22 protein-coding genes are annotated in these 24,912 nt (G+C 70.6%); 14 read left to right on the top strand and 8 right to left on the bottom strand.

Going from position 1 to position 24,912, the window contains the following annotated elements; genetic code table 11:
• Positions 1-71: 71 nt before the first annotated feature.
• The 6 genes from AC0IW9_RS15105 to AC0IW9_RS15080 all read right to left on the bottom strand — a co-directional run bounded on the left by AC0IW9_RS15105 (position 72) and on the right by AC0IW9_RS15080 (position 4,926).
• Positions 72-977, bottom strand: coding sequence for a serine/threonine-protein kinase (locus AC0IW9_RS15105; protein WP_471649097.1), 906 nt, complete (start codon positions 975-977; stop codon positions 72-74).
• A 95-nt stretch (positions 978-1,072) separates the two neighbouring features.
• Positions 1,073-1,390 (bottom strand): preprotein translocase subunit SecG, encoded by a 318-nt coding sequence (gene secG / locus AC0IW9_RS15100; protein WP_471649096.1) that lies wholly within the window; start codon positions 1,388-1,390, stop codon positions 1,073-1,075.
• A 51-nt stretch (positions 1,391-1,441) separates the two neighbouring features.
• Positions 1,442-1,855 carry a Rieske (2Fe-2S) protein gene (locus AC0IW9_RS15095; RefSeq protein WP_471649095.1) on the bottom strand — a complete coding sequence of 138 codons (414 nt, stop codon included), beginning with the start codon at positions 1,853-1,855 and terminating at the stop codon, positions 1,442-1,444.
• 80 nt (positions 1,856-1,935) lie between these two features.
• Positions 1,936-3,045 carry an amidohydrolase family protein gene (locus AC0IW9_RS15090; RefSeq protein ID WP_471649094.1) on the bottom strand — a complete coding sequence of 370 codons (1,110 nt, stop codon included), beginning with the start codon at positions 3,043-3,045 and terminating at the stop codon, positions 1,936-1,938.
• Positions 3,042-4,112 carry an amidohydrolase family protein gene (locus AC0IW9_RS15085; RefSeq protein ID WP_471649093.1) on the bottom strand — a complete coding sequence of 357 codons (1,071 nt, stop codon included), beginning with the start codon at positions 4,110-4,112 and terminating at the stop codon, positions 3,042-3,044. Before AC0IW9_RS15085 ends, AC0IW9_RS15090 begins: the two co-directional genes overlap by 4 nt.
• 10 nt (positions 4,113-4,122) lie before the next feature.
• Positions 4,123-4,926, bottom strand: coding sequence for a shikimate dehydrogenase family protein (locus tag AC0IW9_RS15080; protein WP_471649092.1), 804 nt, complete (start codon positions 4,924-4,926; stop codon positions 4,123-4,125).
• Between AC0IW9_RS15080 and AC0IW9_RS15075 the strand changes: the two genes are divergently transcribed.
• From AC0IW9_RS15075 to AC0IW9_RS15065, 3 genes are all read left to right on the top strand, one after another.
• Positions 4,892-5,794 (top strand): 3-ketoacyl-ACP reductase, encoded by a 903-nt coding sequence (locus AC0IW9_RS15075; RefSeq protein WP_471649091.1) that lies wholly within the window; start codon positions 4,892-4,894, stop codon positions 5,792-5,794. The two genes, AC0IW9_RS15080 and AC0IW9_RS15075, sit on opposite strands and share 35 nt — an antisense overlap.
• A gap of 464 nt (positions 5,795-6,258) precedes the next feature.
• The gene (locus tag AC0IW9_RS15070) at positions 6,259-7,968 is read left to right on the top strand and encodes a hypothetical protein (protein WP_471649090.1); all 1,710 of its coding nucleotides are present in this window, start codon (positions 6,259-6,261) and stop codon (positions 7,966-7,968) included.
• A complete protein-coding gene (locus AC0IW9_RS15065; RefSeq protein WP_471649089.1) occupies positions 7,968-9,437 on the top strand; it encodes a hypothetical protein in 1,470 nt (489 codons plus the stop codon). The genes AC0IW9_RS15070 and AC0IW9_RS15065 overlap by 1 nt, the downstream gene beginning before the upstream one ends.
• On the opposite strand, the gene AC0IW9_RS15060 is transcribed toward AC0IW9_RS15065, so the two are convergent.
• Positions 9,424-10,386: a Bug family tripartite tricarboxylate transporter substrate binding protein gene (locus AC0IW9_RS15060; RefSeq protein WP_471649088.1), complete on the bottom strand. Its 963-nt coding sequence runs from the start codon at positions 10,384-10,386 to the stop codon at positions 9,424-9,426. The genes AC0IW9_RS15065 and AC0IW9_RS15060 overlap by 14 nt on opposite strands.
• Before the next feature lie 9 nt (positions 10,387-10,395).
• Positions 10,396-11,346 (bottom strand): Bug family tripartite tricarboxylate transporter substrate binding protein, encoded by a 951-nt coding sequence (locus tag AC0IW9_RS15055; RefSeq protein WP_471649087.1) that lies wholly within the window; start codon positions 11,344-11,346, stop codon positions 10,396-10,398.
• Between the two features lie 175 nt (positions 11,347-11,521).
• Here AC0IW9_RS15055 and AC0IW9_RS15050 point away from each other — a divergent pair, with 175 nt between their 5' ends.
• From AC0IW9_RS15050 to AC0IW9_RS15000, 11 genes are all read left to right on the top strand, one after another.
• Positions 11,522-12,481, top strand: coding sequence for a Bug family tripartite tricarboxylate transporter substrate binding protein (locus AC0IW9_RS15050; protein ID WP_471649086.1), 960 nt, complete (start codon positions 11,522-11,524; stop codon positions 12,479-12,481).
• Between the two features lie 67 nt (positions 12,482-12,548).
• Complete coding sequence (locus AC0IW9_RS15045; protein ID WP_471649085.1) at positions 12,549-14,621, top strand: hydantoinase/oxoprolinase family protein; 2,073 nt, start codon at positions 12,549-12,551, stop codon at positions 14,619-14,621.
• Complete coding sequence (locus tag AC0IW9_RS15040) at positions 14,621-16,243, top strand: hydantoinase B/oxoprolinase family protein (protein WP_471649084.1); 1,623 nt, start codon at positions 14,621-14,623, stop codon at positions 16,241-16,243. The genes AC0IW9_RS15045 and AC0IW9_RS15040 overlap by 1 nt, the downstream gene beginning before the upstream one ends.
• A 49-nt stretch (positions 16,244-16,292) precedes the next feature.
• Entirely contained in the window at positions 16,293-17,276 is a 984-nt protein-coding gene (locus AC0IW9_RS15035; RefSeq protein ID WP_471649083.1) for an OmpA family protein, read from the top strand.
• A 26-nt stretch (positions 17,277-17,302) separates the two neighbouring features.
• Entirely contained in the window at positions 17,303-18,757 is a 1,455-nt protein-coding gene (locus tag AC0IW9_RS15030) for an amidohydrolase family protein (RefSeq protein WP_471649082.1), read from the top strand.
• Positions 18,754-19,410: a DUF1028 domain-containing protein gene (locus tag AC0IW9_RS15025; RefSeq protein WP_471649081.1), complete on the top strand. Its 657-nt coding sequence runs from the start codon at positions 18,754-18,756 to the stop codon at positions 19,408-19,410. Before AC0IW9_RS15030 ends, AC0IW9_RS15025 begins: the two co-directional genes overlap by 4 nt.
• A 57-nt stretch (positions 19,411-19,467) precedes the next feature.
• On the top strand, positions 19,468-19,881 hold the full coding sequence (locus AC0IW9_RS15020; RefSeq protein ID WP_471649080.1) for a DUF3597 domain-containing protein: 414 nt from the start codon (positions 19,468-19,470) through the stop codon (positions 19,879-19,881).
• 55 nt (positions 19,882-19,936) lie between these two features.
• Positions 19,937-21,688, top strand: coding sequence for a thiamine pyrophosphate-dependent enzyme (locus AC0IW9_RS15015; RefSeq protein ID WP_471649079.1), 1,752 nt, complete (start codon positions 19,937-19,939; stop codon positions 21,686-21,688).
• Positions 21,689-21,764: 76 nt separating this feature from the next.
• Positions 21,765-22,877, top strand: a complete 1,113-nt coding sequence (locus tag AC0IW9_RS15010) for an S-(hydroxymethyl)glutathione dehydrogenase/class III alcohol dehydrogenase (protein WP_471649078.1) — start codon at positions 21,765-21,767, stop codon at positions 22,875-22,877.
• Positions 22,877-23,839, top strand: coding sequence for a Bug family tripartite tricarboxylate transporter substrate binding protein (locus tag AC0IW9_RS15005; protein WP_471649077.1), 963 nt, complete (start codon positions 22,877-22,879; stop codon positions 23,837-23,839). The genes AC0IW9_RS15010 and AC0IW9_RS15005 overlap by 1 nt, the downstream gene beginning before the upstream one ends.
• Before the next feature lie 56 nt (positions 23,840-23,895).
• Positions 23,896-24,870, top strand: a complete 975-nt coding sequence (locus AC0IW9_RS15000; protein WP_471649076.1) for a Bug family tripartite tricarboxylate transporter substrate binding protein — start codon at positions 23,896-23,898, stop codon at positions 24,868-24,870.
• Positions 24,871-24,912: the final 42 nt, after the last annotated feature.

Raw genomic sequence — 24,912 nt, 5'->3', positions numbered from 1 at the left:
GCGACGGATCGGCGTCCCGGCTACCCGTGGCGTCACACAGCGGCCATGCAACAGTGTGACTTGCATGCTCATCAGGCGCGCTTGCGGCGGAGGAAGCCGATCAACCCCTGTGGGTGGCTGCGGCGCGTCGCCGGCACGCTGGGGGGCATGGCGGCGACTCGGATGGCCTCGGCCATCGACTCGGCATCGGCGAAGCGGTCCCCGGGGCGTTTCGCCAGGGCGCGGGCGATGACCGCATCGAAGCCGGGGAGCAGGCCGGGGCTGCGCAGCGAGGGCAGCGGCACCTTGTCCTCCAGGATGGCCTGCATGACGCTGACCGGCGCGCCCTCGAAAGGCTGGGTGCCGGTGAGGAGCTGATAGAGCACGATGCCGGCGCCCCAGAGGTCCACCCGGTGGTCCACGGGGGCGCCCCGCAATTGCTCCGGCGCCAGGCTGCCCGGGGTGGGCGGGGCCTGGCCATGGATGGCGAGGCCGGCTTCGGCGAGGCGGGCGGTGCCGAAATCGGTCAACCGGACGCGGCCGAGCCCGGGGCCGGGCCGCTCCAGCAGCAGGATGGTCTGGGTCTTCACGTCGCGGTGGACGATCCCACGGGCATGGGCGGCGGCCAGGGCCGTCAGCAGCTCGCCCATGATCCGCACGGCCTCCGGCAGGGCGGGTGCCCCGTCGCGCTCGATCGCGGCCTTCAGCGTCTCGCCGATGACGAGCTCATGCACGATCCAGGCGTAATCGGTGCATCGGCCGGCATCATGCACGGCCAGGATATTCGGATGGGAAAGCCGGCCGGCGAGCTGCGCCTCATGCAGGGCCCGCTGGAGCGCCTCGAGCGCTTCCGGCTGGTCGAGCCCGGGCCGCCGGATCAGCTTGAGGGCGACCAACCGGCGGAGCTGGCGGTCCATGGCGACGAGAACCGTACCACCGGCACCGCGACCGAGCAGTTCGCGGATTTCATAGCGACCGGCGATCAGGGTTTCGTCCATGCGAGGCATCCGGCGACTGTGCCGGGCCAGACTGGGGCGGAATAGTTAAGCCATCGCGACCAATGGCCGCGCCGGGTCACAAGCGCCGGAAGGGCTCAGTTCGTCGGGACGCTCGGCGCCACGGGGGCGGCCGGGGCGGTGGCGGCGGGGGGCGGCGGCGTGTCGAGGATCGAGCCGCGCAGGCCGGTGCCGCGGCCGAGCAGCGCCAGGGTCAGCGACAGCACGAAGAAGAGCGTGCCGAGGATGCCCGTGGTGCGGGTCAGCAGGTTGGCGGTGCCGCGCCCGCCCATGAAGGAGCCCATGCCCTGGGAGGAGCCGATGCCAAGCCCACCACCCTCACTGCGCTGGAGCAGGACCACGCCGATCAGGGCGAGGGTGACGAAGAGATGGATGATGAGGAGGACAGTGGCCATTGCGGTTCACTACCGGCAATCGGGGCGGGATTCCAGCCCCCCTCGCCCGCCTCAGGCCTCGACCACCACGTAGGAATCCTCGACCCGGACGGTGAAGGTCTCGGCCAGGTAGGGCCCCTCGACCAGGGCGGCGCCGGCTTCGACATGGGCGGGGAATTGGCGGAGCTGGACCCGCTTGGGGTCGAACCAGGATTTGCCAGTGCGGATGTCGAATTCCCAATAGTGCCAGGGGCAGCGGATCATCTCGCCGCGGCGGGCATAATGGTAGACCCCAGGCTCCGGGCTTTCGACATGGCCGGAGACCAGTCCGGCGCAAAGGCTGCCACCCTGGTGCGGGCAGCGGTCCGAAAGGGCGAAAAACTCGCCGCCAAGGTTGAAGACGGCGATGCGCTTGCCCTCGGCCTCGACCAGCTTGCGGCCGCCGGGGGGGATGTCGGCCACCGGGGCGACGATGATCTTGGCCAAGCCATACTCCCGAGAAAGAAAGGGCTGGCGAGGAAGAAAGGGCTGGGGCAGTGCCCCAGGCCCTGGACCACGCCGTTGGATCAGAAATTGTAGAGCTTCTTCGCATTGCCGCCGAAAATGGCGGCGCGCTTCTCGACCGGGATCAGGCCGGGCAAGGCCTCCCGCGGGTCGTCGAAATCCCAGTGCGGATAGTCGGAGGCGAAGAGGATGTGGTCCCAGCCGACCCATTCGCAGATATCGAGCAGGTGCTTGCCCCGCTCCGGATCCTCCATCGGCTGGGTCGAGACGTAGATGTGGTCCTTGATGGTGTCGGAGGGCAGCCGGGTCAGGTGCGGGACCTCCGACTTCAGATGCTTCCAGTGCTTGTCCAGCCGCCAGCCGACTGAGGGCAGCCAGGCGAAGCCGCACTCGATCAGCACGACCTTGAGGCCCGGGTATTGCTCGAAGACGCCCTCCGTCACCAGGGAGATGACCTGGTTCTGGCAGGAGGTGGCGTGCTCGCTGACCTCCTCGATGTAGAAGCTCGGCCAGCCGCCATTGGTCATGGCCCAGCCGGAATAGCCGAAGGCATGGAAAGCGACCGGCAGCCCGGCCTCCACCGCCGCCTCGTAGATCGGCCAGTAGCGCGGGTTGCCGGCCGGCTCCGCGGTGCGGGACATCATCAGCACCTGGGAGAAATTCGGGTCGCCGGCACGCTTGCGGATCTCGGCGGCGGAGGCGATCGGGTCCTCGTAGGGCACCACGATGCTGCCGCGAAGGCGCGGCTCCTTGCGCAGCCAGTGGTCCAGCTGCCACTCGTTGTTGGCATGGGCCATGGCGGCGGAGAAGCCGTTGTTCCGGTCCCCCTGCCCGCTGGGCTGCAGCGGATTCAGGATGCCGTAGTCAATCCCGTAATTGTCCAGCAGCTGGAAGCGCAGGAAGTCGAGGTCTGAGGCCGGGGTGCCGCCGGTCGGCGGCCAGGCGTCACGCCGGGCGGCCAGCGGCTGGGCCTTGGGAAATGGCGGCTGGCCACCGGTGAAGCCGTGCCGCGCGCGCATGCCCCAGGTCTGCAGATGCTCCCACCAGCGCTGGCTGAGATAGGGCTTGAAGACCTCGAGGCTGGTGGTGCGGGGATGGATGTCGACATCCACCAGGCCAAGCGTCGCGGCCTTCGGCTTTCCAGGCAATGCAATGGGTTGAACGACGTTCATGCCACGGCTCCTTGTCGCAGGCGCTGATAGGTCGCCAGCGCATTCTCCCGCATCAGCTTCGGCAGCAGGCTTTCGGGGATGCCGGGCGGGATGGCCGCGTCCCCGTCGAATTGCCAGTGGGGCCAGTCGGAGGCCCAGAGCAGCATGTCATCCGAACGGAAATGGTCGATGATCCGTTCCACGGTATTGCCCTCCTCCGGTGCATCCAGCGGCTGGACGGTGAGGCGGATTTGGTCGCGGATGATCTCGGTCGGCAGGCGATCGACCCAGGGGATCTCGAAGCGGACACCCTTCCAGGTCTTCTGCAGCCGCCAGAGGAAGCTCGGCAGCCAAGTGACGCCGGACTCGAGCAGGACCACCTTGAGCGTTGGAAACTTGGCGAAGACGCCCTCGGTCAGCAGGCTGGCGAGGGTGCTCTGGAAGCCCTGCTGGTTGGCGGCATATTCCTCGAGATACCAGGAGGTCCAGCCGACCGAGGTCTGCGGATGCCGGTAGGCACTGCCGGCATGGATGCCGAGCGGCAGGCCATGCTTCACGCAAGCCTCGTAGATCGGCCAATACTGCCTTCGTCCTAAAGGATTCTCGCCCATGACCAGGGCCAGGACCTGCACGAAGCGCGGGTCGCCGGCCAGACGTTCGATCTCGGCGACCGATTCCTCGACACTCTGCAGCGGCAGCACGATCGAGGCACGCAGGCGGTCGTCCTTGTCCAGCCATTCCGCCCGGGTCCAGTCGTTCAGGGCGCGGGTGAAGGCGACGGCCATGTCCTCGTTGAAGACGAGTTGCACGCCATAGAGCGGATTGAGGATGGCGCCGGCGGTGCCGAGGCGGTCGAGCGACTGGCTCTGCAACAGGGCAACGCTTTCGGCGCCGCGGCCATTCGCGCCGCGCCAGTCCTGGCGGATGGTCTTGGGTGAGCGGATCGGCCAGGACTGGCTGTCGAGGGTGGTGATGCCGCGCTCGGTCACCTGGTCGCGCCAGAACTCGTCCATATAAGGGGTGAGCGCGCGCATCCCCGGCACCATGGGATGGACGTCGCAGTCGATCGGGCGATAGGCGCTGAACATCGGCTTTTCGTTATCCTCCCCAGCCGGCGACCCCGAGGTAGGCGGCCGCCAGCCGCGCCTGGCCTTCGAACATGGCCCGGCCGGTGACCACATCACACCCCTTCGCGCGCGCCGCGTCCAGCAGCGGGGTGATCTCCGGGTTCGGAATCACGTCGGCGACGATCTGGAGCGGGCTCAACCGGCCGGGGTCGAAGGGCAGCGGATCACCCGGATGGAGGCCCATGGGCGTGGCATTCACCACGATCTCGTAGCCGGCCGGGTCGGTCAGGCCGGTGGCGGCGCGGCAGGCGGGAAAGGCAGCCGTGACCTCGGCCGCCAGGGCGCCGGCGCGGCCCGGGGCAGCATCGGCCAGGTCCAGCACCGCGGCGCCGGCCCGGGCGAGCGCAAAGGCGATGGCCCTTCCCGCCCCGCCGCAACCGACCTGGAGGATGCGCCGCCCGGCCGGGTCGTGCCCGGCGCCGAGCAGCCCGGCGACGAAGCCCTCGCCGTCGAACATGTCCCCTTCCCAGCCGCCTGCGGCCCGGCGACGGACGGTATTCACCACGCCCGTCAGCCGCGCCATGGGGCCGAGCGCATCGAGCAGCGGCACCACCACCTGCTTGTGCGGCATGGTCAGCACCAGCCCGTCGAGGTTGCGGATGCGGGTCAGGCCCGCCCAGGCTGCGGCGAAATCCTCGGCCGGGACCTCCAGCGGCACGAAGGCGGCATCGAGCCCGAGCCGGGCCAGCTCGGCATTCCACATCGCCGGCGAACGGACGACATGGATGGGGTCGCCGAGGATGGCGAAGACCCGCGCGGCGCCGGTGATCGGCATGGATGTCTCCCTATCCCTCTGGCCCCGCCCGCGGCCAATGGACGGCATGCGGCGCGGGCCGCATCCTGGCGCGGAACGGGTGGGGGAGGAAGCCATGGCAAGGAAGCGGCCGGTGGCGCTGGTGACGGGTGCGCGGCGCGGCATGGGGGCGACCATCTGCCTCGCCCTGGCCCGCCAGGGCTATGACATCCTCGGCGTGGACCGCGAGCTGGAGGGCGCGCGTGAGGTCGGCAAGGCGGTGGTGGCCGAAGGCCGCGACTTCGATTTCCGGCTCTGCGACCTGGCCGACCCCGCCAAGCTGGAGCCCCTGGCAGAGGCCGCCTGGGCCATCGGCGAGGGCATCGAGGCGGTGGTGAACAATGCCGGCGTCGGCTCCCTGGTGCGGGGCGACCTGCTGGAATTGTCGCCCGAGAGCTGGGAACGGGCCCTGGCGGTGAATACCCGGGCGCCCTTCTTCCTGACCCAGGCCCTGGCACGGCGCATGGTGGCCAAGGGCGCGCCGCAGCGGGGGCCGCGTGGCGTGGTCTTCATCTCCTCGGTCAATGCGGTGCTGGCGAGCGCCGACCGGGCGGATTACGCGACCAGCAAGGCGGCGGTCTCGATGGTGGCGCGTTGCTTCGCCCTGCGGCTGGCCGAGGAAGGCATCCCGGTCTTCGAGGTGCGGCCGGGGGTGATCCGCACCGACATGACCGCCCCGGTCGCCGAGCGCTATACCCAGCGGATCGCCGAGGGGTTGTCACCGATCCGCCGCTGGGGCGAGGCGGAGGATGTGGCGAAGGCGGTCTCCGGCCTGCTGAGCGGGGCCATCCCCTTCTCGACCGGCGATGCCTTCCATGTCGATGGCGGGTTGCATATCGGCCGGCTGTAGCGCCGGCTTCGGGCGGCGACAGGCGAGCGGCGCAGCAGTACGCCGGCATTGTCTCCGCCGCGCTCCGGACGATCTTCGCGGTCCGGAATGATCGGCGCCGCCGAGGTCGCGCGCGAGGGAGTGTGGTCACGAATGCGGGACGAGACTGCGCGCCAAGCGTGATGATCGACGCACGAGGCTGCCACCCCGTGGATCGTCTGGTTAAGATCCACAAATCAAGACGCCGGGCATCCTGCTGATATTGCATTATTTTCAGCTTTTCCTGGCGACCAGCCAATATCGCCTCGCCAGGCCGGACGAAATCACGCGCCGGGCAGGCGAGCCGGATGATGGTCGCGCGGCTTTCGGTGGACGCGACCGGAGCCCGGCGGCAAGCAGGCGCCCGGGCGGATTCGCGCAATGCCGCAGGCGCGCCGCCATGACCGCAGCGCCAAGGGCGCGACGATAGGGACCCGATTTCCACGATGCAGCGCTCCGAGCCGACCGCGTCCCCCGCCGCCGCATGGCCGGCGCTTGCCCTCCACCTCGCCATGCTGGCAGCGGCGCTGACCATGATCGGCCTCGCCGCGCTCTGGCTGCAGCGCAACCCGATGCTGAACACCTGGGACGAGGTGATGCACATGAACTTCTCCCTGTCGGATTCCGCATTGCTGCGGGCCGGCAGCCTCTCCGCCCTGCGGGATGCGCTGGTGCTGGAGAATCGCTGGCTGCCGCCAGGGCTGCGGCTGCTCGGCCTGCCGGTGGCGGCGATGGCGGAGGGCGAGCAGGCGGCGGTGGCGCTGCGGCTGGCAGCGGGGGCGCTGACCCTGGCGACGGGGGTGGTGATCTACCTCGGCCTGCTGCCGATCGCCGGGCTGGCCGGGGCGGCGGGCGGGGCGCTGCTGTTCCTGCTGTCGCCGCTGAACCTGGTCGGCGCCCAGGCCTTCATGACGGAGCTGGTACTGCACCTGACCTTCGCCCTGGCGCTGGTGCTGCTGCTGTGGGAGGCGCTGGGGAAGCGCTGGTCCTTCGGCCGCATGCTGCTGCTGGGGCCGGTGATGGGCCTCGGGGCCCTAGCCAAGCTGACCTTCCTGCCGATCATCGGCCTCGTCTGGGTGGTCTGCGCCGGCTGGCGCTGGTGGGTGGAGCGCGACGTGAAGCTGCTCGGCCTGCGGCTGGCGCTGCCGGCGGTCGGGCTCGCCCTGGTCGCCTGGCCGCATTACCTGATCAACGGGCCGCGCTATGCCGCCTATGCCAAGGCGACGGCGCTCGGCTATGCCTATGCCCCGGCCGAGGAGCGCGGGCTCGACTTCATCCTGCGGGCGCTGGGCTCCTTCACCTGGGACATGCTGGGACCGGGCGGCGCGGTGCTGCTGCTGGCGGCGCTGGGCCTCGCCGTGCTCGGCTGGCGGCGGCTCGGAACGAATGAGCGGGTGGCGGTGGGGCTGGCGGTGCTGGCCGCGGTGCCGCCGGTGCTGGCCTATCTACTCTCGCGCAACCAGACCGAGCGGTACCTCGGCCTCAGCGTGGTGGCGCTGGCCTTCCCGCTCGGCATCGCCATCGGCGCCGGGCTGCGGGGCGGCCACGCTGCGGCGCGGATGCTGGTGGCCGGGGCCGCGGCGATGACGCTGGTGCAGGTCGGCCTTTGCTGGTTCGTCGCGCTCAACGGGCCCGTCGGCGCAAGGGCCATGCGGCCGATCGACGATGCGGCCTGGAGGACCAATCCGATGTGCGACTTCCGGCCGGTGACGCAGATCCTGCCGCTGGGCGATCGGCCGCTGCGGATCGGTGTCTTCGGGCTGACGCTCGGCGTCCATGCCTTCGTGGTGGAGCAGGCCTTCCTGCTGCATCGCGGCGGGCCCTCGAAGCTGATCGAGCTGGTCGACAGCTCGACCCGCGACATCGACTGGCCGAAGGTGATGGCGGAAGTTGCGGCGCTCGACCTGGTGCTGGTGCCGGAGGAGCTCTGGGACGGGACCGGGGATACCGGTGGGCATGGGGTGAATGTGGCGGTGACCGAGTTGCGGCAGCGGCTGGCGGCGACCGGCACCGTTGAGGACCTGGGCGCGGTGGCGGGCGGGGCCAATCCCGTCTGCGCCATCCGGGCGCTGGCGGTGCGGCCGCATGCCGATCCCTCCCCGCCCCGTCCCCTGCTGCGGCCGGAAATCCGGTTGCCGGTCGGGGTGGCGGGCTGATGGCAAGCTTCTATCCGAGCCAGACCCGCGCCCAGGTCGAGGCCCAGGCGGACCGCCTGGAAGCCTCCCGCCAGGCGTTGCGCGGCGGCGACCTGGCCTGGGTGCCGGTGCTCGTCGTCTGGCTGCTGAGCACCGGCTATGTCCTGGCGCGGCTGCCGCGGCTGCCGGTGCTGACCCAGGATTCCGCCAGCTACCTCGCGCTGGGACCGACCAGGGCGCCGGGCTATGGCTGGTTCCTGCATGCGGTGCAGGCGATGAGCGGGCCGGAGCTGGCCTATCTGCCGCTGGTGCAGAGCCTGCTGATCGCGCTCGGGCTGCTGGCCTTCGGGCTGGCACTGGCGCGGCTGCTGCGCAGCGGGGTCGCCGCCGCCGTGGTGGTGCTGGCCTGGGCGCATACCGGGACCTTCGAGGCCTCCCGCTACGCGATGAGCGAGGGGCTGTTCTTCCCGGCACTGCTGCTGGGGCTGGCCTGCTCGCTGGCCTATGCGCGGCGGGGCGGCTGGGGTGCGCTGTTCGGGGCGACGCTCGCCTTCGGCTTGGCCCTGCTGACGCGCACCGCGGGCGCGGTGCTGCTGCTGGTGCCGCTGCTGCTGGTGGCGATGGACGGACGGCTCGGCCTCGGCGCCGTGCTGCGGCGCTGGGCCCTGGTGCTGGGCGTCACGGCGGCACTGGTGCTGGGCGGGATGGCGGCGAACAAGGCCCGCAACGGGGTCTTCGAGATCGGCTCGAATACCGGGACCTCCCTGCTCGGCAAGGCGATGCTGCTGCTGCATCCGGAGCCGAACCAGGACGAGCTGCTGCGGCGGATGCTGCCGCTGGCGGCGGAGGCCCGGGCCGCGGTCGCCGCGGCGCCGGGCTACGCAGCCTCGCTCCGCGCCCAGGACCAGGCCTATGAGGAATTGCGCTGGACGACCTTCTTCCCGGCAGCCGGGGCGGCGATGGCCACGGCGGATACCCGCGATTCGGCACAGCTCGCCGGCCGCGTGGCCAAGGCGGTGATCGCCACCGATCCCTCGGGCTATCTCCGGTTGGTGCTGCGGGACTGGTCCGGGCTGGTGCTCTACCCGCATTTCTGGCCGGTGGCGGCGAGCCCGGCGGGGTCGCCGCATCCCTTCTTCGCCCATTGCCCGGCCGATCCGCAGCGCTGCTGGACCTTCTTCCGGCTGGAGGTGCCGCGCTACTACGGCGCGGCGATGCTGGGGACGAGCCTGCTCGGCATGGCCACCGGCCTCGTGCTGGTGGTGGGCTGGGGCGGCCGGGCACTGCGGCGCCGCCTGGGCCCGGCCGAGCGGGCGATGCTGGCGATGGCCCTGGTGACCCAGGCCTCGCTGGCGGCGACCGCTTTGTTCGAGGCCGGGCTGTGGCGCTACACCATCGCCGCCCATGCGATGAACGCGGCGCTGATCTGCTGGGCCGCGGCGCGGCTGATCTATGGCCGGGAAATATGGGCGGCGGCTAGTCCGCGGTGATCCCGGCGCCCTCGATCAGCTCGCGGAACTGACGGCGATTGGTCTCCATCCGTGCCGCCAGCACCTCCGGCGGCTCGAAATTCGGCGTCAGGCCGTTGTCCAGCAGGCGCTTGCGCCATTCCGGGCGGTCCAGCCCGGCGCGGATCGCCTCGGCCCAGGCGGCGATCGCCTCCCGCGGCATGGTCCGCGGGGCGCAGGCCGCGAACCAGCCGGCGATGCTGAAGCCCGGGATGCTGGCGGAGATGCGGGGCGCCGGGAAATTCGGATGGCCGGTATCGTCGGCGACCGCCAGCAGCCGCAGCGAGCCGTCGCGCAGCTGGCCGGCCACGTCGCCGAGGTTGGTGATGAAGAAATCCACCCGGCCACCGATCATGTCGATGATCGCCGGCGCCCCGCCGCGATACGGCACGTGGACAATATCCACCTTGGCCATGCGCTTCAGCAATTCGGCGGCGAGATGCTGCGCGCTGCCGATGCCGGCGGAGGCAACGGTCAGCGAACCCGGCTTGGCGCGGGCCTCGGCCAGCAAGTCCGCCACCGACCGGAAGCGATGGCCGGCGGCGACCACCAGCCCATAGGTCGAGAGCGCGAGGTTGGCGACCGGCACCAGCTCCGTCACCACATCCACCGGCAGCCGCTGGCCCGGCAGGTTCGGCGCGATGGTCATGGTGCCCATCGGGCATTGCAGCACCGTCAGCCCATCGCTGCCGGACCGCGCGACGGCCTCCGCGGCGATGGCGCCATTGGCGCCGGTGCGATTCTCCACCACCGCATTCTGGCCGAAACGGGCGCCCGCCATCTCGGCGATGAGCCGGGCGGTGAGGTCGCCGGTGCCGCCGGCGGGGAAGCCGACCAGGACGCGCACCGGGCGGTGCGGTGACCAGGGCTCGGCCCCGGCGGGCGCCGCGAGCGGCAGGCTGAGCAAAGCGGCGAGCAGCAGCTTGCGCATGGCGGTCTCCTATTCGGCCCTGACGCCGACGCTGGCGATGACGCCGCGCCACAGGGCACGGTCGGCGGCGATCCGGCGGCCGAGGCTCGCCGCATCCTCGAACAGCGGAGTGAGCCCGCTATCGGTGAGCCGCTTCAGCAGCGCCGGCTCGCCCAGTGCCTGGCGCAGCGCGGCCTCCCAGCGGGACAGCACCTCGGGCGACATGCCGCGCGGGCCGCAGATCCCGAACCAGCCGGTCACGTCAAAGCCCGGCACCAGCGTCGCCAGCGCCGGCGCATCCGGAAACAGCGGCGACTTGCCGGCATCGCCGATGGCGAGCAGCCGCAGCGCCCCGTCCTGCACCTGGCGGGAAATATCGGCGAGGTTGGTGATCATGAAGTCGGTCCGGCCGCCGAGGATATCGACCACCGCCGGCGTTGCCCCGCGATAGGGCACATGGGTCATGGCAACGCCGGCCTTCTGCGCCAGCAGCTCGCCCGAGAGATGCTGGGCGGAGCCGACGCCGGCGCTGCCGAAGACCACGGTGCGCGTGCGGGCGGCGGCCAGCACATCCGGCACGCTCCGGTACGGGCCATTGCCGGCGACGACGAAGCCGTAGGAGGACAGCGCGACATTGCCGATCGGCGCCAGCGCCTCGCCGGGATCGAGCGGCAGGTTGGCGCCCTGGAGCTGCGGCGTGATCGCCATGGTGCTCATCGGGCATTGGTAGACGGTATTGCCGTCGGGCGCGCTGCGGGCGACCTCGGCGGCGCCGATGACGCCATTCACCCCGGTACGGTTCTCGACCACGGCGCGGGCACCGAGGATCGGCCCCACGGCCTCGGCGACCAGCCGGGTGACGAGGTCCGAGGCGCCGCCGGCGGCGAAGCCGCTGATGACCCGGATGGTGCGCTCCTGCGCCGCGGCTGGTTGGGCCAGGCAGAGCGCGGCCAGCAGCAGCGGCCAGCGTGTTCGGCGCATCGTCGTTGTCCTCCCGGTTGCGGGCAGCATCCGGCCCCCTGTGGCGCCACGTCAAGCACCAGCGGCGGGATGGACCCCGGACGGCTTCGGGTGGAGGATGCGTCCCGCCAGCAACGACAGATCCAAGGGGTGCGCCGCAAGGGGATGCGGCGGCCGGTTCGGGGAATGCGCGCCCATGCGTCGTCGCCACATGATCGCCGCCGGGCTCGGACTGGCCTCGCCCGCCCGGGCTCAATGGGTCCCGCGCCAGCCGATCCGCCTGCTGGTCGGCTTCGCTGCCGGCGGCACCGCCGATCAGGTGGCGCGCATCGCGGCAGAGGCGATGCAGCGCCGCGGCGGCCCACCCGTGGTGGTCGAGATCCGCACCGGGGCGCTGGGCTTCATCGCCCTGCAGGCGGTGGCGCGCGCCGCGCCCGATGGGCTGACGCTCGGCATCGGCATCATGGGGCAGCTGGCGGTGGCGCCGGTGGTACCGGGCTCGGTCATCCCGATCGACCTCGACCGGGAGCTGGCCCTGCTGTGCAACCTGGCGGGGACGCCGATGGCGATGGTGGTGCCGCCGGGCTCGCCCGCGGGGACCGTCGCGGAATTCGTCGCCCTGGCCCGCGCCCGGCCGGGCCAGATGACCTATGCCAGCACCGGCAATGGCTCGACCAACCAGCTCGGCGCCGAGGCCTTCGCCGCCGCGGCCGGCATCCGCATGACGCATGTGGCCTATCGCGGCGGGGTGCCGGCGGCGCTCGACGTGGCGGCGGGGCGGGTCGACATGCTCTTCGCCAATGTCGCCGAGGTGGCGGAGCAGGTGCGCGGCGGGCTGCTGAAGGCGCTCGCGCTGGCGGCCGATGCGCCGAGCCCGCTGCTGCCGGAGCTGCCGCTGCTGACCGCGGACTACCCGGCCCTGGCCATGGGCAACTGGTTCGGGCTGGTGGCACCGGCGGGGCTGCCAGCCGACGTGGCCAGCGAGCTCAGCCGGATGTTCCTGGCCGCGATGGCGGACTCGGCAACGGTGGCGCTGTTGGCCTCGCGCGGGATGGCGCCGATCGCCCAGGATGCGGCAGGCTTCGCCCAGCAGATCCACAAGGACCGGGAGCGGTGGGCGAAGGTGGTCGCGGCGGGGAATATCCGGGCCGACTGAGAAGCCAGAACCAAAGCGACGGTCGTCGCCCAGGGTCCCTCATCTATTTCTCACGGAAAGACAATTCATGAGTGCTTCGCTGTCACTGGGGATCGATATCGGCGGGACTTTCACCGACTTGGTGATCCTCGACCCAAGCGACGGGCGGGCGGTGATCTGGAAGGAGAGCACCACGCCGGACGACCCGGCCCGCGGCACGCTGGAGGGCAGCCGCCGCGTGCTGGAGAAGGCGGGCGTGGCACCGGGGCGGATCGGCCGCGTGGTGCATGCGACCACGCTCTTCACCAATGCGCTGATCGAGCGGAAGGGTGCGAAGACCGGGCTGCTGACGACGGCCGGCTTCGGCGACGTGCTGGAGATCGCACGGGAGCGGAAATACGAACTCTACGACCTCTTCATCGAGATGCCGAAGCCGCTGGTGCCGCGGCCCTGGCGGCGGGAGGCGCGGGAACGCCTGGGCCCCGACGGCCAGGTGGAAATTCCACTCGACCTCGAGGGCGCCATGGCGGAGGTGGCGGCGCTGGTCGCGGACGGCATCGAGAGCCTCGCCGTGGTCTTCCTGCATGCCTATGCCAACCCGGCGCATGAACGGGCGGTGGCGGCGGCGGTGGCGGAGCGGTTCCCGCGGCTCTCGGTCTCCCTCTCCTCGGAGATCGCGCCCGAGATCCGCGAATACCCGCGCGCCAGCACCACAGTCGCCAATGCCTATGTGCGGCCGCTGGCCGAGATCTACCTGGAACGGCTGGAGACGGCGCTGCGCGAGGCGGGCATCCCCGGCGGGCTGTTCCTGATGCTTTCGAACGGCGGGCTGACCCATGTGGCGGAGGCCAAGCGGGCACCCGTGCAGCTGCTGGAAAGCGGCCCGGCCGCGGGCGCCCTGGCCGGTGCCTGGTTCGGCCGCAATGCCGGGCTCGACCGGGTGCTGGCCTTCGACATGGGCGGCACCACCGCGAAGCTGGCGCTGGTCGATGGCGGCGAGCCGCTGGTCGGATGGGGCTTCGAGGCGGCGCGGGAGAAGCGCTTCCTGCGCGGCTCCGGCCTGCCGATCCAGATCGCCACGGTGGAGCTGATCGAGATCGGCGCCGGCGGTGGCAGCATCGCCCGGCGCAGCGACCTCGGCACCCTGAACGTCGGGCCGGAGAGCAGCGGGGCGCAGCCGGGGCCGGCCTGCTACGGCCGCGGCGGCACGGCGGCGACGGTGACGGATGCCGACCTCGCGCTGGGCTACCTCGATGCCGGTTTCTTCCTCGGCGGGGCGATGCGGATCGATGCCGGCGCGGCCGGGGCGGCGCTGGGGCATCTGGCGCAGCAGCTGGGCGTCGCCGCCGACCGCGCCGCCTATGGCGTGCACGACGTGGTCGCCGAGAACATGGCCGGCGCCGCCCGCGTCGCCATCGCCGAACGCGGCCGCATCCCGGCCGAATATGCGCTGCTCGCCACCGGGGGCGCCGGGCCGGTGCATGCCTGGCAGGTGGCGCGCAAGCTTGGCGTCTCCCGCGTGGTCTGCCCGCCGGGCGCCGGCGCGGGCAGCACCATCGGCATGCTGATGGCCCCGGCCCGCGTCGACCGGGTGGCGAGCTTCAACGCGGCGCTGGCCGGCGCCGATTACGCCGCGGCCGAGGCGATCTTCGCCGGCCTCGAGGCGGAGGCGCTGGTGGTGCTGTGCCAGACCGGCGCCGCGGAGGCCGGGCGCGTGGTCCGTCGGCTGGCCGACATGCGCTACATCGGCCAGGGCAGCGAGATCACCGTCGAGCTGCCCGAGGTGCTGGATGCCGCCGGCGTCGCCACCCGCTTCGAGGCGGCCTACCGGGCGCTCTTCGCCCGGACGCCGCCTGGCGCCGCCGCGCAATTCGTGGCCCTTCGGCTTTCCGTCACCGCGCCCATGCCGGGTGCCGGCAACCGGCTGGAGCTGCCGCGCCCGGCCGGCGGCGGCGCCGCGCTGAAGGGCGAACGCGCGGTCTTCTTCTCCGAGGCCGGCGCCATGCTGCCGACCCGGGTCTACGACCGTTACGCGCTGCGGCCCGGCGAGGACATTCCCGGCCCCGCGGTCTTCGAGGAAGACGAGAGCACCTTCATCATCGGCCCGGGCGCCGCGGCGCGCGTGCTGCCGGACGGCTCCATCCTGGCGGAGATTCTGTAATGGCCCGCAGCTTCGATGCGATCGAGCTGGAATTGCTCTGGCGCCGGCTGATCTCCCTGGTGGATGAGGCGGCGGCGGCGCTGGTCCGCACCAGCTTCTCGACCCTGGTGCGGGAGAGCTACGACTTCTCCTGCATCGTCACCGATGCCACCGGGCAGTCGCTCGTGCAGGCGACCGAGAGCATCCCGAGCTTCATCGGCACCCTGCCGGCGACGGTGAAGCATTTCCTCGCCGCCTTTCCGCCCGAGACGCTGGAACCCGGCGACGTGCTGATCACCAACGACCTCTGGCTCGGCACCGGGCATCTGCCGGATATCACCGTGGCCAAGCCGGTCTTCCGCGGCGGGCGGCTGGTCGCCTTCGCCGCCAGCACTGCGCATGCGCCCGATATCGGCGGCAAGATCCGCAGCCCGGAGCCGCGCGAGGTCTTCGAGGAGGGGCTGCAGATCCCGCCGCTGAAGCTGATGCGCCGCGGCGTGGCGGATGAGACGCTGGTGGCGATGATCCGCAAGAATGTCCGCACCCCGGACCAGACCATGGGCGACCTCTGGGCGCAGGTGGTGGCGCTGGACCTGATGGAGGATAGGCTCGGCGTGCTGATGGAAAGCTACGCGCTGCCGGATCTGTCCGATCTGGCGCGGGAGATCCAGGGGCGCTGCGAGGCGGCGATGCGCAGCGCCATCGCGCAGTTGCCGGATGGCGTCTACCACAGCGAATTGCAGACGGACGGGCTGCTGGATCAGCCCATCACCATCCGCATGGCGCTGACCATCGCCGGTGATGCCGTCACCATGGATTTCACCGGTACCGATGCCCAGGTGGACCGGGCGATCAACTGCGCCATGTGCTACACCTATGCCATGTGCATGTACGGGGTAAAGGTCTGCACCAACCCCAACCTGCCGAACAACGAGGGCGCCTGGCGGCCGATTTCGGTCAGCGCGCCGGAAGGCAGCATCGTCAATCCGCAGTTCCCGGCCTCGGGTGGCTCCCGCATGCTGATCGGGCATTACCTGCCGATGCTGGTCTTCGGCTGCCTCGGCCAGGTGGTGCCGGAGCGGGTGATGGCGGCCTGCGGCTCGCCGATGTGGGGCATGAACCAGTCCGGCATCCGCAACGGCAAGCCCTACGCCAACATGTTCTTCTACAACGGCGGGATGGGCGGCAATGTGCAGGGCGATGGCGTCACCTGCCTCTCCTGGCCGTCCAACGTCTCCTCGACCTCCATCGAGATCAGCGAGCACATCGCGCCGCTGCGCTTCCACCACAAGCGCCTGCGCCCGGACAGCGGCGGCGCCGGGCGGCATCGCGGCGGGCTGGGGCAGGAGATATTGATCGAGACCCGCAGCGAGACGCCGATCGCCGTCAGCTTCCTCGCCGAGCGCACCATCTTCCCGGCCTTCGGCATCGAGGGTGGCCAGGCGGGCGCAGCGGGCGAGTTGCGGATCAACGGTGAGAAGACCGACCCGAAGCGGCAATACGTTCTGAGGACCGGCGATACCGTGCTGCTGCGGACGCCGGGTGGTGGTGGGCATGGCGATCCGGCGGCGCGGGACGCGGGGGCGCAGCGGCATGACCGCGAGTTCGGCTATGTGACGGGGAGTTGTAAACCGGCCTCATGACTGCCCTTGTTGATGGCGCAGAGGTTGGTATCGGAGGCACGGCAGGGACATGATCCTCACAGCGGCATCTCGACGGCATCTCGCTGTAGTGGCTGCCATGCTGGGGATGTTCGGTGCCCCATGCGCAGGATTCGCGACACCTCCCGAGCGGTCCTTTTTGTTCTTCTTCGAACGGGATAGCGCAGCCATGGGCGCAAGAGCGGCTCAGACAGTGCAAGAAGCTGGCGCCCGGTATGCGTCCCCACGTTACAACGATGCCCATGCCTGCATCGAGGGCCATGCGGATGTAGCGGAGGCCCAGGCGAGTGAACTCAGCCTGGCCCGCGCCAAGGCCGTGGCTGATGGGCTGATTGCGCTTGGGCTGCATGCCGAGGACATGACCATTCGGGCTTTTGCCGCGACGCGCCCGGTCGACCCGAACGCCAGGGGCCTGGTGGCAGGCGTGAACCAGCGGGTCGAGGTATTGCTATGCCAGGAGCCCGATGACAGTCCGCGTAACGGTCATAAAGATGCTGCGGTGATCGCGCCGCTCAGGATGATGATGGCACCTCGGGTCGCCGCGGCGATGGGCTGCCAGGTGATGCCACCCAGCACGCCTCGGCAGATCGACTTCGATTGCGCGCAGCATCGCTTCGACGGACCGCAGCCAAGGTTGCGGTTGGGCCGCAATCAGATGGTGCCGACGGCGACGTTCCATTGGCTGGATACGCCTTTGGCCAGCATCGCAGACCGGGGACGCGTCGCCGCTGCCGGCTGGGCTGTGCTGGACGCGTTAGGCCAATCCGATCCCGATCGAACACTTGAGCAATTCATGGGTGCGGACCCGCATTCTCCCGGTACAAATTCGACAGGAACGCCCGCAACTCGGCTGCTCATGCCCTTCGACAGCCGGACCGGCCGTGGAAGCATGAACATTACCGTGGAGCCTAAAGGCGTTGTCAGGCAATTCACCGCGTTTCGGCAGGCCATCGCGGACGGATTGGGTGAAGGTCAGTCAGGTAATGCCTCCGACGGAGGGGCTGGATTACGATGAGTCTATCACACCCGGGAGCCCCATCCATGCCGCGCACGCTGATCCGCAATGCCGCCTGGGCCGTGGTCTGGAACGGCCGCCACGAATACCGCCGCGACGTCGACATCCTGCTCGATGGCGGCAAGGTCGCCGCCATCACCCCGCATGACCCCGATGTGCCACCACCCGCCGCGGAGGAGGTGATCGACGGCCGCGCCCTGCTGGTGCTGCCCGGCTTGGTCAATGTCCATACCCACCCCACCACCGAGCCCGGCCTCCGCGGCATCCGCGAGGACCACGGCGTGCCGGAACAGCAGATGACCGGCCTCTTCGAGCGGGCGCAGTCGCTGCGCCTCGACGAGGCCGGGCGGGAGGCGGCGCAGCGCCTCGCCTACGCCGAGTTGCTCTCGGCCGGCGTCACCAGCGTGGTCGATCTCTCGGCGCCGCATCCGGGCTGGCTCGGGGTGATGCGGCAATCGGGGCTGCGGGTCTGGGCCGGGCCGGGCTATGCCAGCGCGCATTGGGGCATGACGGCGCCGCAGACCGTCACCTGGCACTGGAACGAGCGGACCGGGCGCGATGGCTTCCGTCGCGCCCAGGCGATCATGGACGAAGCCGAGGCCGATGCCTCCGGCCTGCTCTCGGCCATCGTCTTCCCGGCCCAGATCGACACGGTGGAGGAGGAGCTTTTCCGCGACAGCATCGCGCTGGCCGAGGCGACAGGCCGGCCCTTCACCACCCATATCGCCCAGGCGGTGGTCGAGGTGCGGGAGATGATCGCCCGGCATGGCAAGACGCCGATCCAATGGGCGGCCGAGATCGGCCTGCTGACGCCGCGCAGCATCCTCGGCCATGCGATCTTCCTCGACGAGCACCCGAGCATCGGCTGGCCCTCCTTCGGGGGAGCGGGCGCCCGCGACCTCGGGATCATGGTCGAACGTGGCGTGGCAGTCGCCCATTGCCCCTCCCCCTTCGCCCGCTACGGCGAGCATCTCTGCGACTTCGGCCGCTACGCGCGGCGCGGCGTGCGGATGGCGATGGGGACGGATTGCGCGCCGCACAACCTCATTGAGGAAATGCGCCTCGCCATCCTGCTGGCGCGCAATGCCGGGCGGGACCTGGCCGGCGGCGATACCGCCCTGGTTTTCCATGCAGCGACGGCGGGCGGTGCCGATGCGCTGGGCCGGCAGGACCTCGGGCGGCTGATGGTGGGCGGCGCGGCCGATGTGGCGCTGATCGACCTGACGCATCCGCTGATGACCCCGCCGCGCGACCCGTTGCGCGCCCTGGTCTTCCATGCCGCCGACCGGGCGGTGCAGCGGGTGATCGTCGCCGGGGAGACGGTGCTGGCCAAGGGCCGGCCGACCAGGCTCGACGTGACCGATGCCGCCGGCATCCTGGCGGAAAGCCAGGCGAAGATGCTGCGCGATGCCGGAATGCTGGACTACCTTGGCCGCGATGGCGACAGCATCGCGCCGCTCAGCCTGGCATTCGCCCGGTGACCTTCTCCCTGATCGCCCGCTGCCCGCGCACCGGCCAGTTCGGCGCCGCGGTGACCACCTCCTCCATCGCCGTCGGCAGCCGGGTGCCCTTCGCCGCCGCCGGCGTGGGGGCGGTGCTGACCCAGCACCGGACCGACCCGGGGCTGGGGCCGAAGGGGCTGGCATTGCTGCGGACCGGGCTGACCGCGGCCGCGGTGGTCGAGGCGCTGGTCGCCGGCACGCCGCATCATGCCTGGCGCCAGCTCGCGGTGGTGGATGCCGCCGGGCGCACCGCGCATTTCCACGGCACGGCGGTGAAGCCGGAACGGGCCGCGGCGCATGGCCCGGCGGTGGTGGCGGTGGGGAATATCCTGGCCGCGGACCGTGTGCCGGCGGCGATGGTGGCGGGGTTCATGGCCTCGCCCGACGAGCCCCTGGCCGAACGCCTGCTGCGCGGCCTCGAGGCCGGCGAGGCGGCCGGCGGCGAGCATGGCGCGGTGACCTCGGCCAGCCTGCTGGTGGTCTGGCGGGAGGCTTTTCCCTACGTGGACCTGCGGGTAGACCTCTCGACGGCGCCGCTGCCGGCCTTGCGACGGCTGTGGGAGGCCTATGCGCCGCAGGCCGAGGGATTCGTCCAGCGGGCGACCGATCCGGGGGAGGCACCCATCTTCTGACCCGTGGGTGAACTTGCATGCCCCCGAACCGTTGGGCTGCGGTCCCGATGGAGAATCATGATGAGTATTTTCAGCCGCATCCTTGAGAAGCTTACCGGCCATGCCCAGGCCGCCCCGCCGACCGTGCCCTCCGCAGTGCCCTCCGCCTCCCCGGCCCCGGCCGATGCGCAGCCCGGCACCGGGACCGCCACCGCCGCCGCCGCGACCACCACGCCGGTCGATGTGACCGCCGTCATGAATGGGCTCGCCTCGCAGTCCAAGCAGCGCCTGGACTGGCAGCATTCCATCGTCGACATGATGAAGCTGCTGGAGATGGATAGCAGCCTCGATGCGCGGAAGTCGCTGGCGAAGGAGCTGAACTACACCGGCGATACCAACGACAGCGCCGCCATGAACATCTGGCTGCACAAGCAGGTCATGCAGAAGCTGGCCGAGAACGGCGGCAAGGTTCCGGCCGAACTGATGAACTGAGCGAAACCCGGCCCGGGGCGGCGACGTTCGCCGCCTTTCGGGAAGGGACAGCGACATGCCGCGCAATGCCAGCGAGATCGTCGTCGATACGTTGCATGCCTGGGGCGTGACCACGATTTTCGGTTATGCCGGTGATGGCATCAACGGCGTGGTCGAGGCACTGCGTCACCGGCAGGACAAGATCCGCTTCGTCACCGTCCGGCATGAGGAAAGCGCCGCCTTCATGGCCGCGGCCTATGCCAAATGGACCGGGCGGATCGGCTGCTGCTTCGCCACCACGGGGCCGGGCGGGCTGCATCTGCTGAACGGGCTGTACGACGCGAAGCTGGACATGGCGCCGGTGGTGGCGCTGACCGGCCTGCCCTATCACGATATCGCCGATACCTTCACCCAGCAGGACGTGCCGCTCGACCGCGTCTTCGCCGATGTCGCCGTCTACAACGCCCGCATCATGGGCGCGGCCCAGGCCGAGACGGTGACGAGCCTGGCCTGCCGCACCGCGCTGGCACGCCGGGGCGTGGCGCATCTGGCGCTTGCCGTGGACGTGCAGGAAGAAGCGGAGGACGAGCCCTCCCCGCGCGGCAAGGCACAGACCAGCGCGGCGAACTGGGTCGAAGGGCTGCGGCTGCCGGACCCCGCGGAGCTGGCCGCGGCGGCGGAGATCCTCAATGGCGCGCAACGGGTGGCGATCCTCGCCGGCCGCGGGGCGCTCGGCGCGAAGGCCGAGCTGGAGCAGGTGGCCGAGACCCTGGGCGCCCCGGTGATCAAGGCGCTGCTCGGCAAGGCGGTGCTGCCGGACGAGCATCCGCTGACCACTGGCGGCATCGGGCTCTACGGTACCTTCGGCACCCATGCGGTGGTGAAGGACTGCGACGCGCTGCTGATCGTCGGCTCCACCTTTCCTTATGTCGAATACTACCCGAAGCCGGGCCAGGCGCGGGTGGTGCAGATCGACCGCGACCCGCAGCGGATCGGGCTGCGCCAGGCGACCGAGGCCGGGCTGGTCGGCGACGCCAAGGCGGTGCTGGACCAGTTGCTGCCGCTGCTGCAGCGCAAGCAGGAGCGCGGCTTCCTCGAGATGGCGCAGGCGGAGACGCGGCGCTGGCATGAGACCCTGCGGGCCGCCGAGACCAGCCCCCGCCTGCCGATGAACCCGGCGGCGCCGGTCGCGGCGCTTGGCGCGCGGATGCCGGCCGATGCGGTGGTGGTGGCCGATAGCGGGCACCATACCGGGTTGGTGGCGCGGCACATGCGGCTGGGGCCGGAGCATGACTTCGGGGTTTCGGGCCTGTTGGCCTCCATGGGCTGCGCCATTCCCTATGCGGTGGCGGCCGGCTGCGCCTGGCCGGGGCGGCCGATCATCGGCATCATCGGCGATGGCGGGCTGGCGATGCAGCTCGGCGAATTCGCCACCGCGGTCGCCATGAAGCTGCCGTTGAAGCTGCTGGTCCTGCGCAACGGCACGCTCGGGCAGATCAAGTGGGAGCAGATCCTCTTCCTCGGCAATCCGGAGCATGGGTGCGAGGTGCCGGTGATCGACTTCGCCAAGGCAGCCGAAGCCATGGGCGGCCACGGCTTCACGGTCGAGGATCCGGCCAAGCTTGGCGCGGTGCTGGACGCGGCGCTGGCGGTCGAGGGGCCGGTGATCATCCAGGCGATCGTCGACCCGAACGAGCCGCTGCTGCCGGCGGTGGTGTCCGAGGCCTATGCCAAGCACCTGAAGCAGGCGCTCGGCGAAGGCACCAAGGATGCCACGGCGATCGAGGCGGCGCTGGAGCGGGAGCCGTCGCGCTCGATGATGGGCTAGGCATGGGTGCGGCTCGGCGCTGGACCGCCGGGCCACATCCCGCTTATCTGGCGCCCTGGATGACGGGGACGAAGCCATGAAGACGCGCGCGGCGGTGGCCTGGGCGGCGGGAAAGCCGCTGACGATCGAGACGATCGAGATCGGCGGCCCGAAGGCCGGCGAGGTGCTGGTCGAGGTGATGGCGACCGGTCTCTGCCACACCGACCAGTACACGCTCAGCGGGCGCGATCCGGAGGGGATGTTCCCGGCCATTCTCGGCCATGAGGGCGCCGGGGTGGTGCGGGAGGTCGGCGCCGGCGTCACCAGCCTGAAGCCGGGCGACCATGTCATCCCGCTCTACACGCCAGAATGCCGGCAGTGCAAAACCTGCCTCAGCCGGCGGTCCAACCTCTGCACCGCCATCCGTGCGACCCAGGGCAAGGGGGTGATGCCCGATGGCACGTCCCGCTTCTCCTGCGAGGGAACGCAGGTGATGCACTACATGGGCTGCAGCACCTTCGCGAACTTCACCGTGCTGCCGGAGATTGCCCTGGCGAAGATCCGGGAGGACGCGCCCTTCGACAAGATCTGCTACATCGGCTGCGGCGTGACGACCGGCGTCGGCGCCGTGATCAATACCGCCAAGGTCTGGCCGGGTGCGAATGTCGCGGTCTTCGGGCTCGGCGGCATCGGGCTGAACGTGCTGCAGGGCGCGCGGATGGTGGGTGCCGACAAGATCATCGGCGTCGACCTCAACCCCGAGCGGGAGACGATGGCGCGGCAGTTCGGCATGACGCATTTCATCAACCCGAATGTCGTCGGCCAGGACAAGGTGGTGGAAGCCATCGTCGATCTCACCGGCGGTGGCGCCGATTTCTCCTTCGAGTGCATCGGCAATACCAAGGTGATGCGCCAGGCGCTGGAATGCACCCACCGCGGCTGGGGCGAGAGCATCATCATCGGCGTCGCCGGCGCCGGCGAGGAGATCAGCACCCGCCCCTTCCAGCTCGTCACCGGCCGCAACTGGCGCGGCACCGCCTTCGGCGGCGCGCGCGGGCGGACCGACGTGCCGAAGATCGTCGACTGGTACATGGAGGGGAAGATCGACATCGACAGCCTGATCACCCACACCATGCCGCTCGAGCAGATCAACCATGGCTTTGAGCTGATGGAGAAGGGCGAGAGCATCCGCTCGGTGGTGATCTACTGATGCGCCGGCGCGCGCTGCTGGCGGGTGTCCTGGCCGCGCCGGCAGTGCATGCGCAAGGGACCTATCCGGACCGGCCGATCCGCCTGGTCATTCCCTGGCCGCCGGGCGGGACCAACGACATCATCGGCCGGCTGGTGACCGAGGGCATGGCGGCCAGGCTCGGCCAGCCCATGGTGATCGAGAACCGCGGCGGTGCCGGCGGCATGCTGGGCGCCGATATCGTCGCCAAGGCGCCGGCCGATGGCTATACGCTGGTGCTCGGCGGCAGCGGCAGCCTGACCATCACCAGCCTGGTGCAGGCTCGCGTGCCCTATGACGTGGCAACCGCCTTCGCGCCGATCGGCATGATGGGCCTCGGGCCGAACGTCATCGTGGTGCATCCCTCGGTCCCGGCGACGACCTTGAAGGAGCTGCAGGCGGTGGCGAAGGCGGCGCGGCCGGCGCTCTCCTATGCCTCGCCCGGGGTCGGCAGCACCGGCCATGCGGCGGGGGCGATGATCGCCCAGGCGTTGGAAGTGGAGATGGACCACATCCCTTATCGCGGCACCGGGCCGGCGCTGAACGACGTGCTGGCCGGGCGGGTGCCGGTCTTCACCAATGCCTTGGCGCCGATGCTGCCGCATGTGCAGGCCGGAAGCCTGCGGGCCCTGGCCATCGCCGGGGCGAAGCGCAGCGACGCTTTGCCCACGCTGCCGACAACCGGGGAAGCGGGCTTTCCGCAGATCGAGGCCAGTACCTGGTTCGCGCTGCTGGCAACCGGCGGAACGCCGCCGGAGCGGATTGCCCGGCTGCATGCCGCATTGAACGAGGTATTGGCCGAGCCGGAGCTGCGGCGGAAGCTGGCCGAAGGCGGCGTGGATGTCGAGCCGAGCGAGAGCCCGGCGGCCTTCGGCAATTATTTCGCTGCCGACCGCGCCCGCTGGGCGCCGGTGGTGCGGCGGGCCGGGATGCGGGTGGAGTAGCGCCCCTCCCCGGCTTGCGGCAGGATACCCGGAACAAAATCCCGGGGAGGTCAGGAATGATCGGACGTCGGGCGCTCGCGCCCTTGTTGCTGGCTGCTGCAGCCACGACGCAAGCCAGCGCCCAGGCGGCACCCTGGCCCTCCCGCACCTTGCGCATGGTCATTCCCTGGCCGCCCGGCCAGGCGACCGACATCATCGGCCGCATCATCGCCCAGCACCTGACGACCAGGCTCGGCCAGACCGTGGTGCCGGACAACCGGCCGGGCGCCGGCGGGATGATCGGCACCGATGCCGTCGCCAAGGCGGCGCCCGATGGCTATACCCTGCTCTCGGCCTCGATCGGGCCGATCACCTTCGGGCCGCTGGTGCAGCGCACGCCCTATGACGTGGCCCGCGAACTGGCGCCCGTCTGCAGCTTCGGCATCGCCCCCTACATGCTGCTGGTGAAGCCGGACTTTCCCGCTGCCGATGCGCGGGCCTTTGTCGCGCTGCTGAAGAAGAACCCGGGAAAGTACACCTTCGCGTCCTCCGGCATCGGCGGGGCGCAGCATTTGCTGACGGCACTGTTCAATGCCCGGGCCGGGGTGGATGCGCTGCACATCCCCTTCCAGGGCAGCGGCCCGGCGATGGCCGCCTTCCTCAGCGGCTCGGTGGATTATGCCATCGAGACCCCGGCGGCGGCGGGCGCGCTGGTGCGCCAGGGCAGCCTGCGGCCGCTCGGCATCAGCACCGCCAAGCCGAGCGCCCTGCTGCCCGGACTGGAGCCGCTTGCCAGCGCGGCCGACCTGCCGGGCTACGACATCGGTGGCTGGAACGGGCTGATGACCACCGCCGGCACGCCGCAGCCGATCATCGACCGGGTGCTGGCCGAGGTGAAGGAGGGGCTGGCGACGACCGAACTGAAGGACCGCTTCGGCAGCCTCGGGATGGAAGTCGGGGTGCTGGGGCCGGAGGCCTTCAACACCATGCTGCGGGCCCAATGGGAGTTGTTCGGCGGGCTCATCAAGCAGCTTGGCATCCGGGCGGAATGACGCCACATGGGCCGCACCATAATACGTCCGGGAACAGAACCA

It is taken from the genome of Belnapia sp. AC561 (assembly GCF_979252845.1).
The sequence above is the reverse complement of the archived record's forward strand: the minus strand, read 5'-3'. Positions and strand labels throughout refer to the sequence as shown.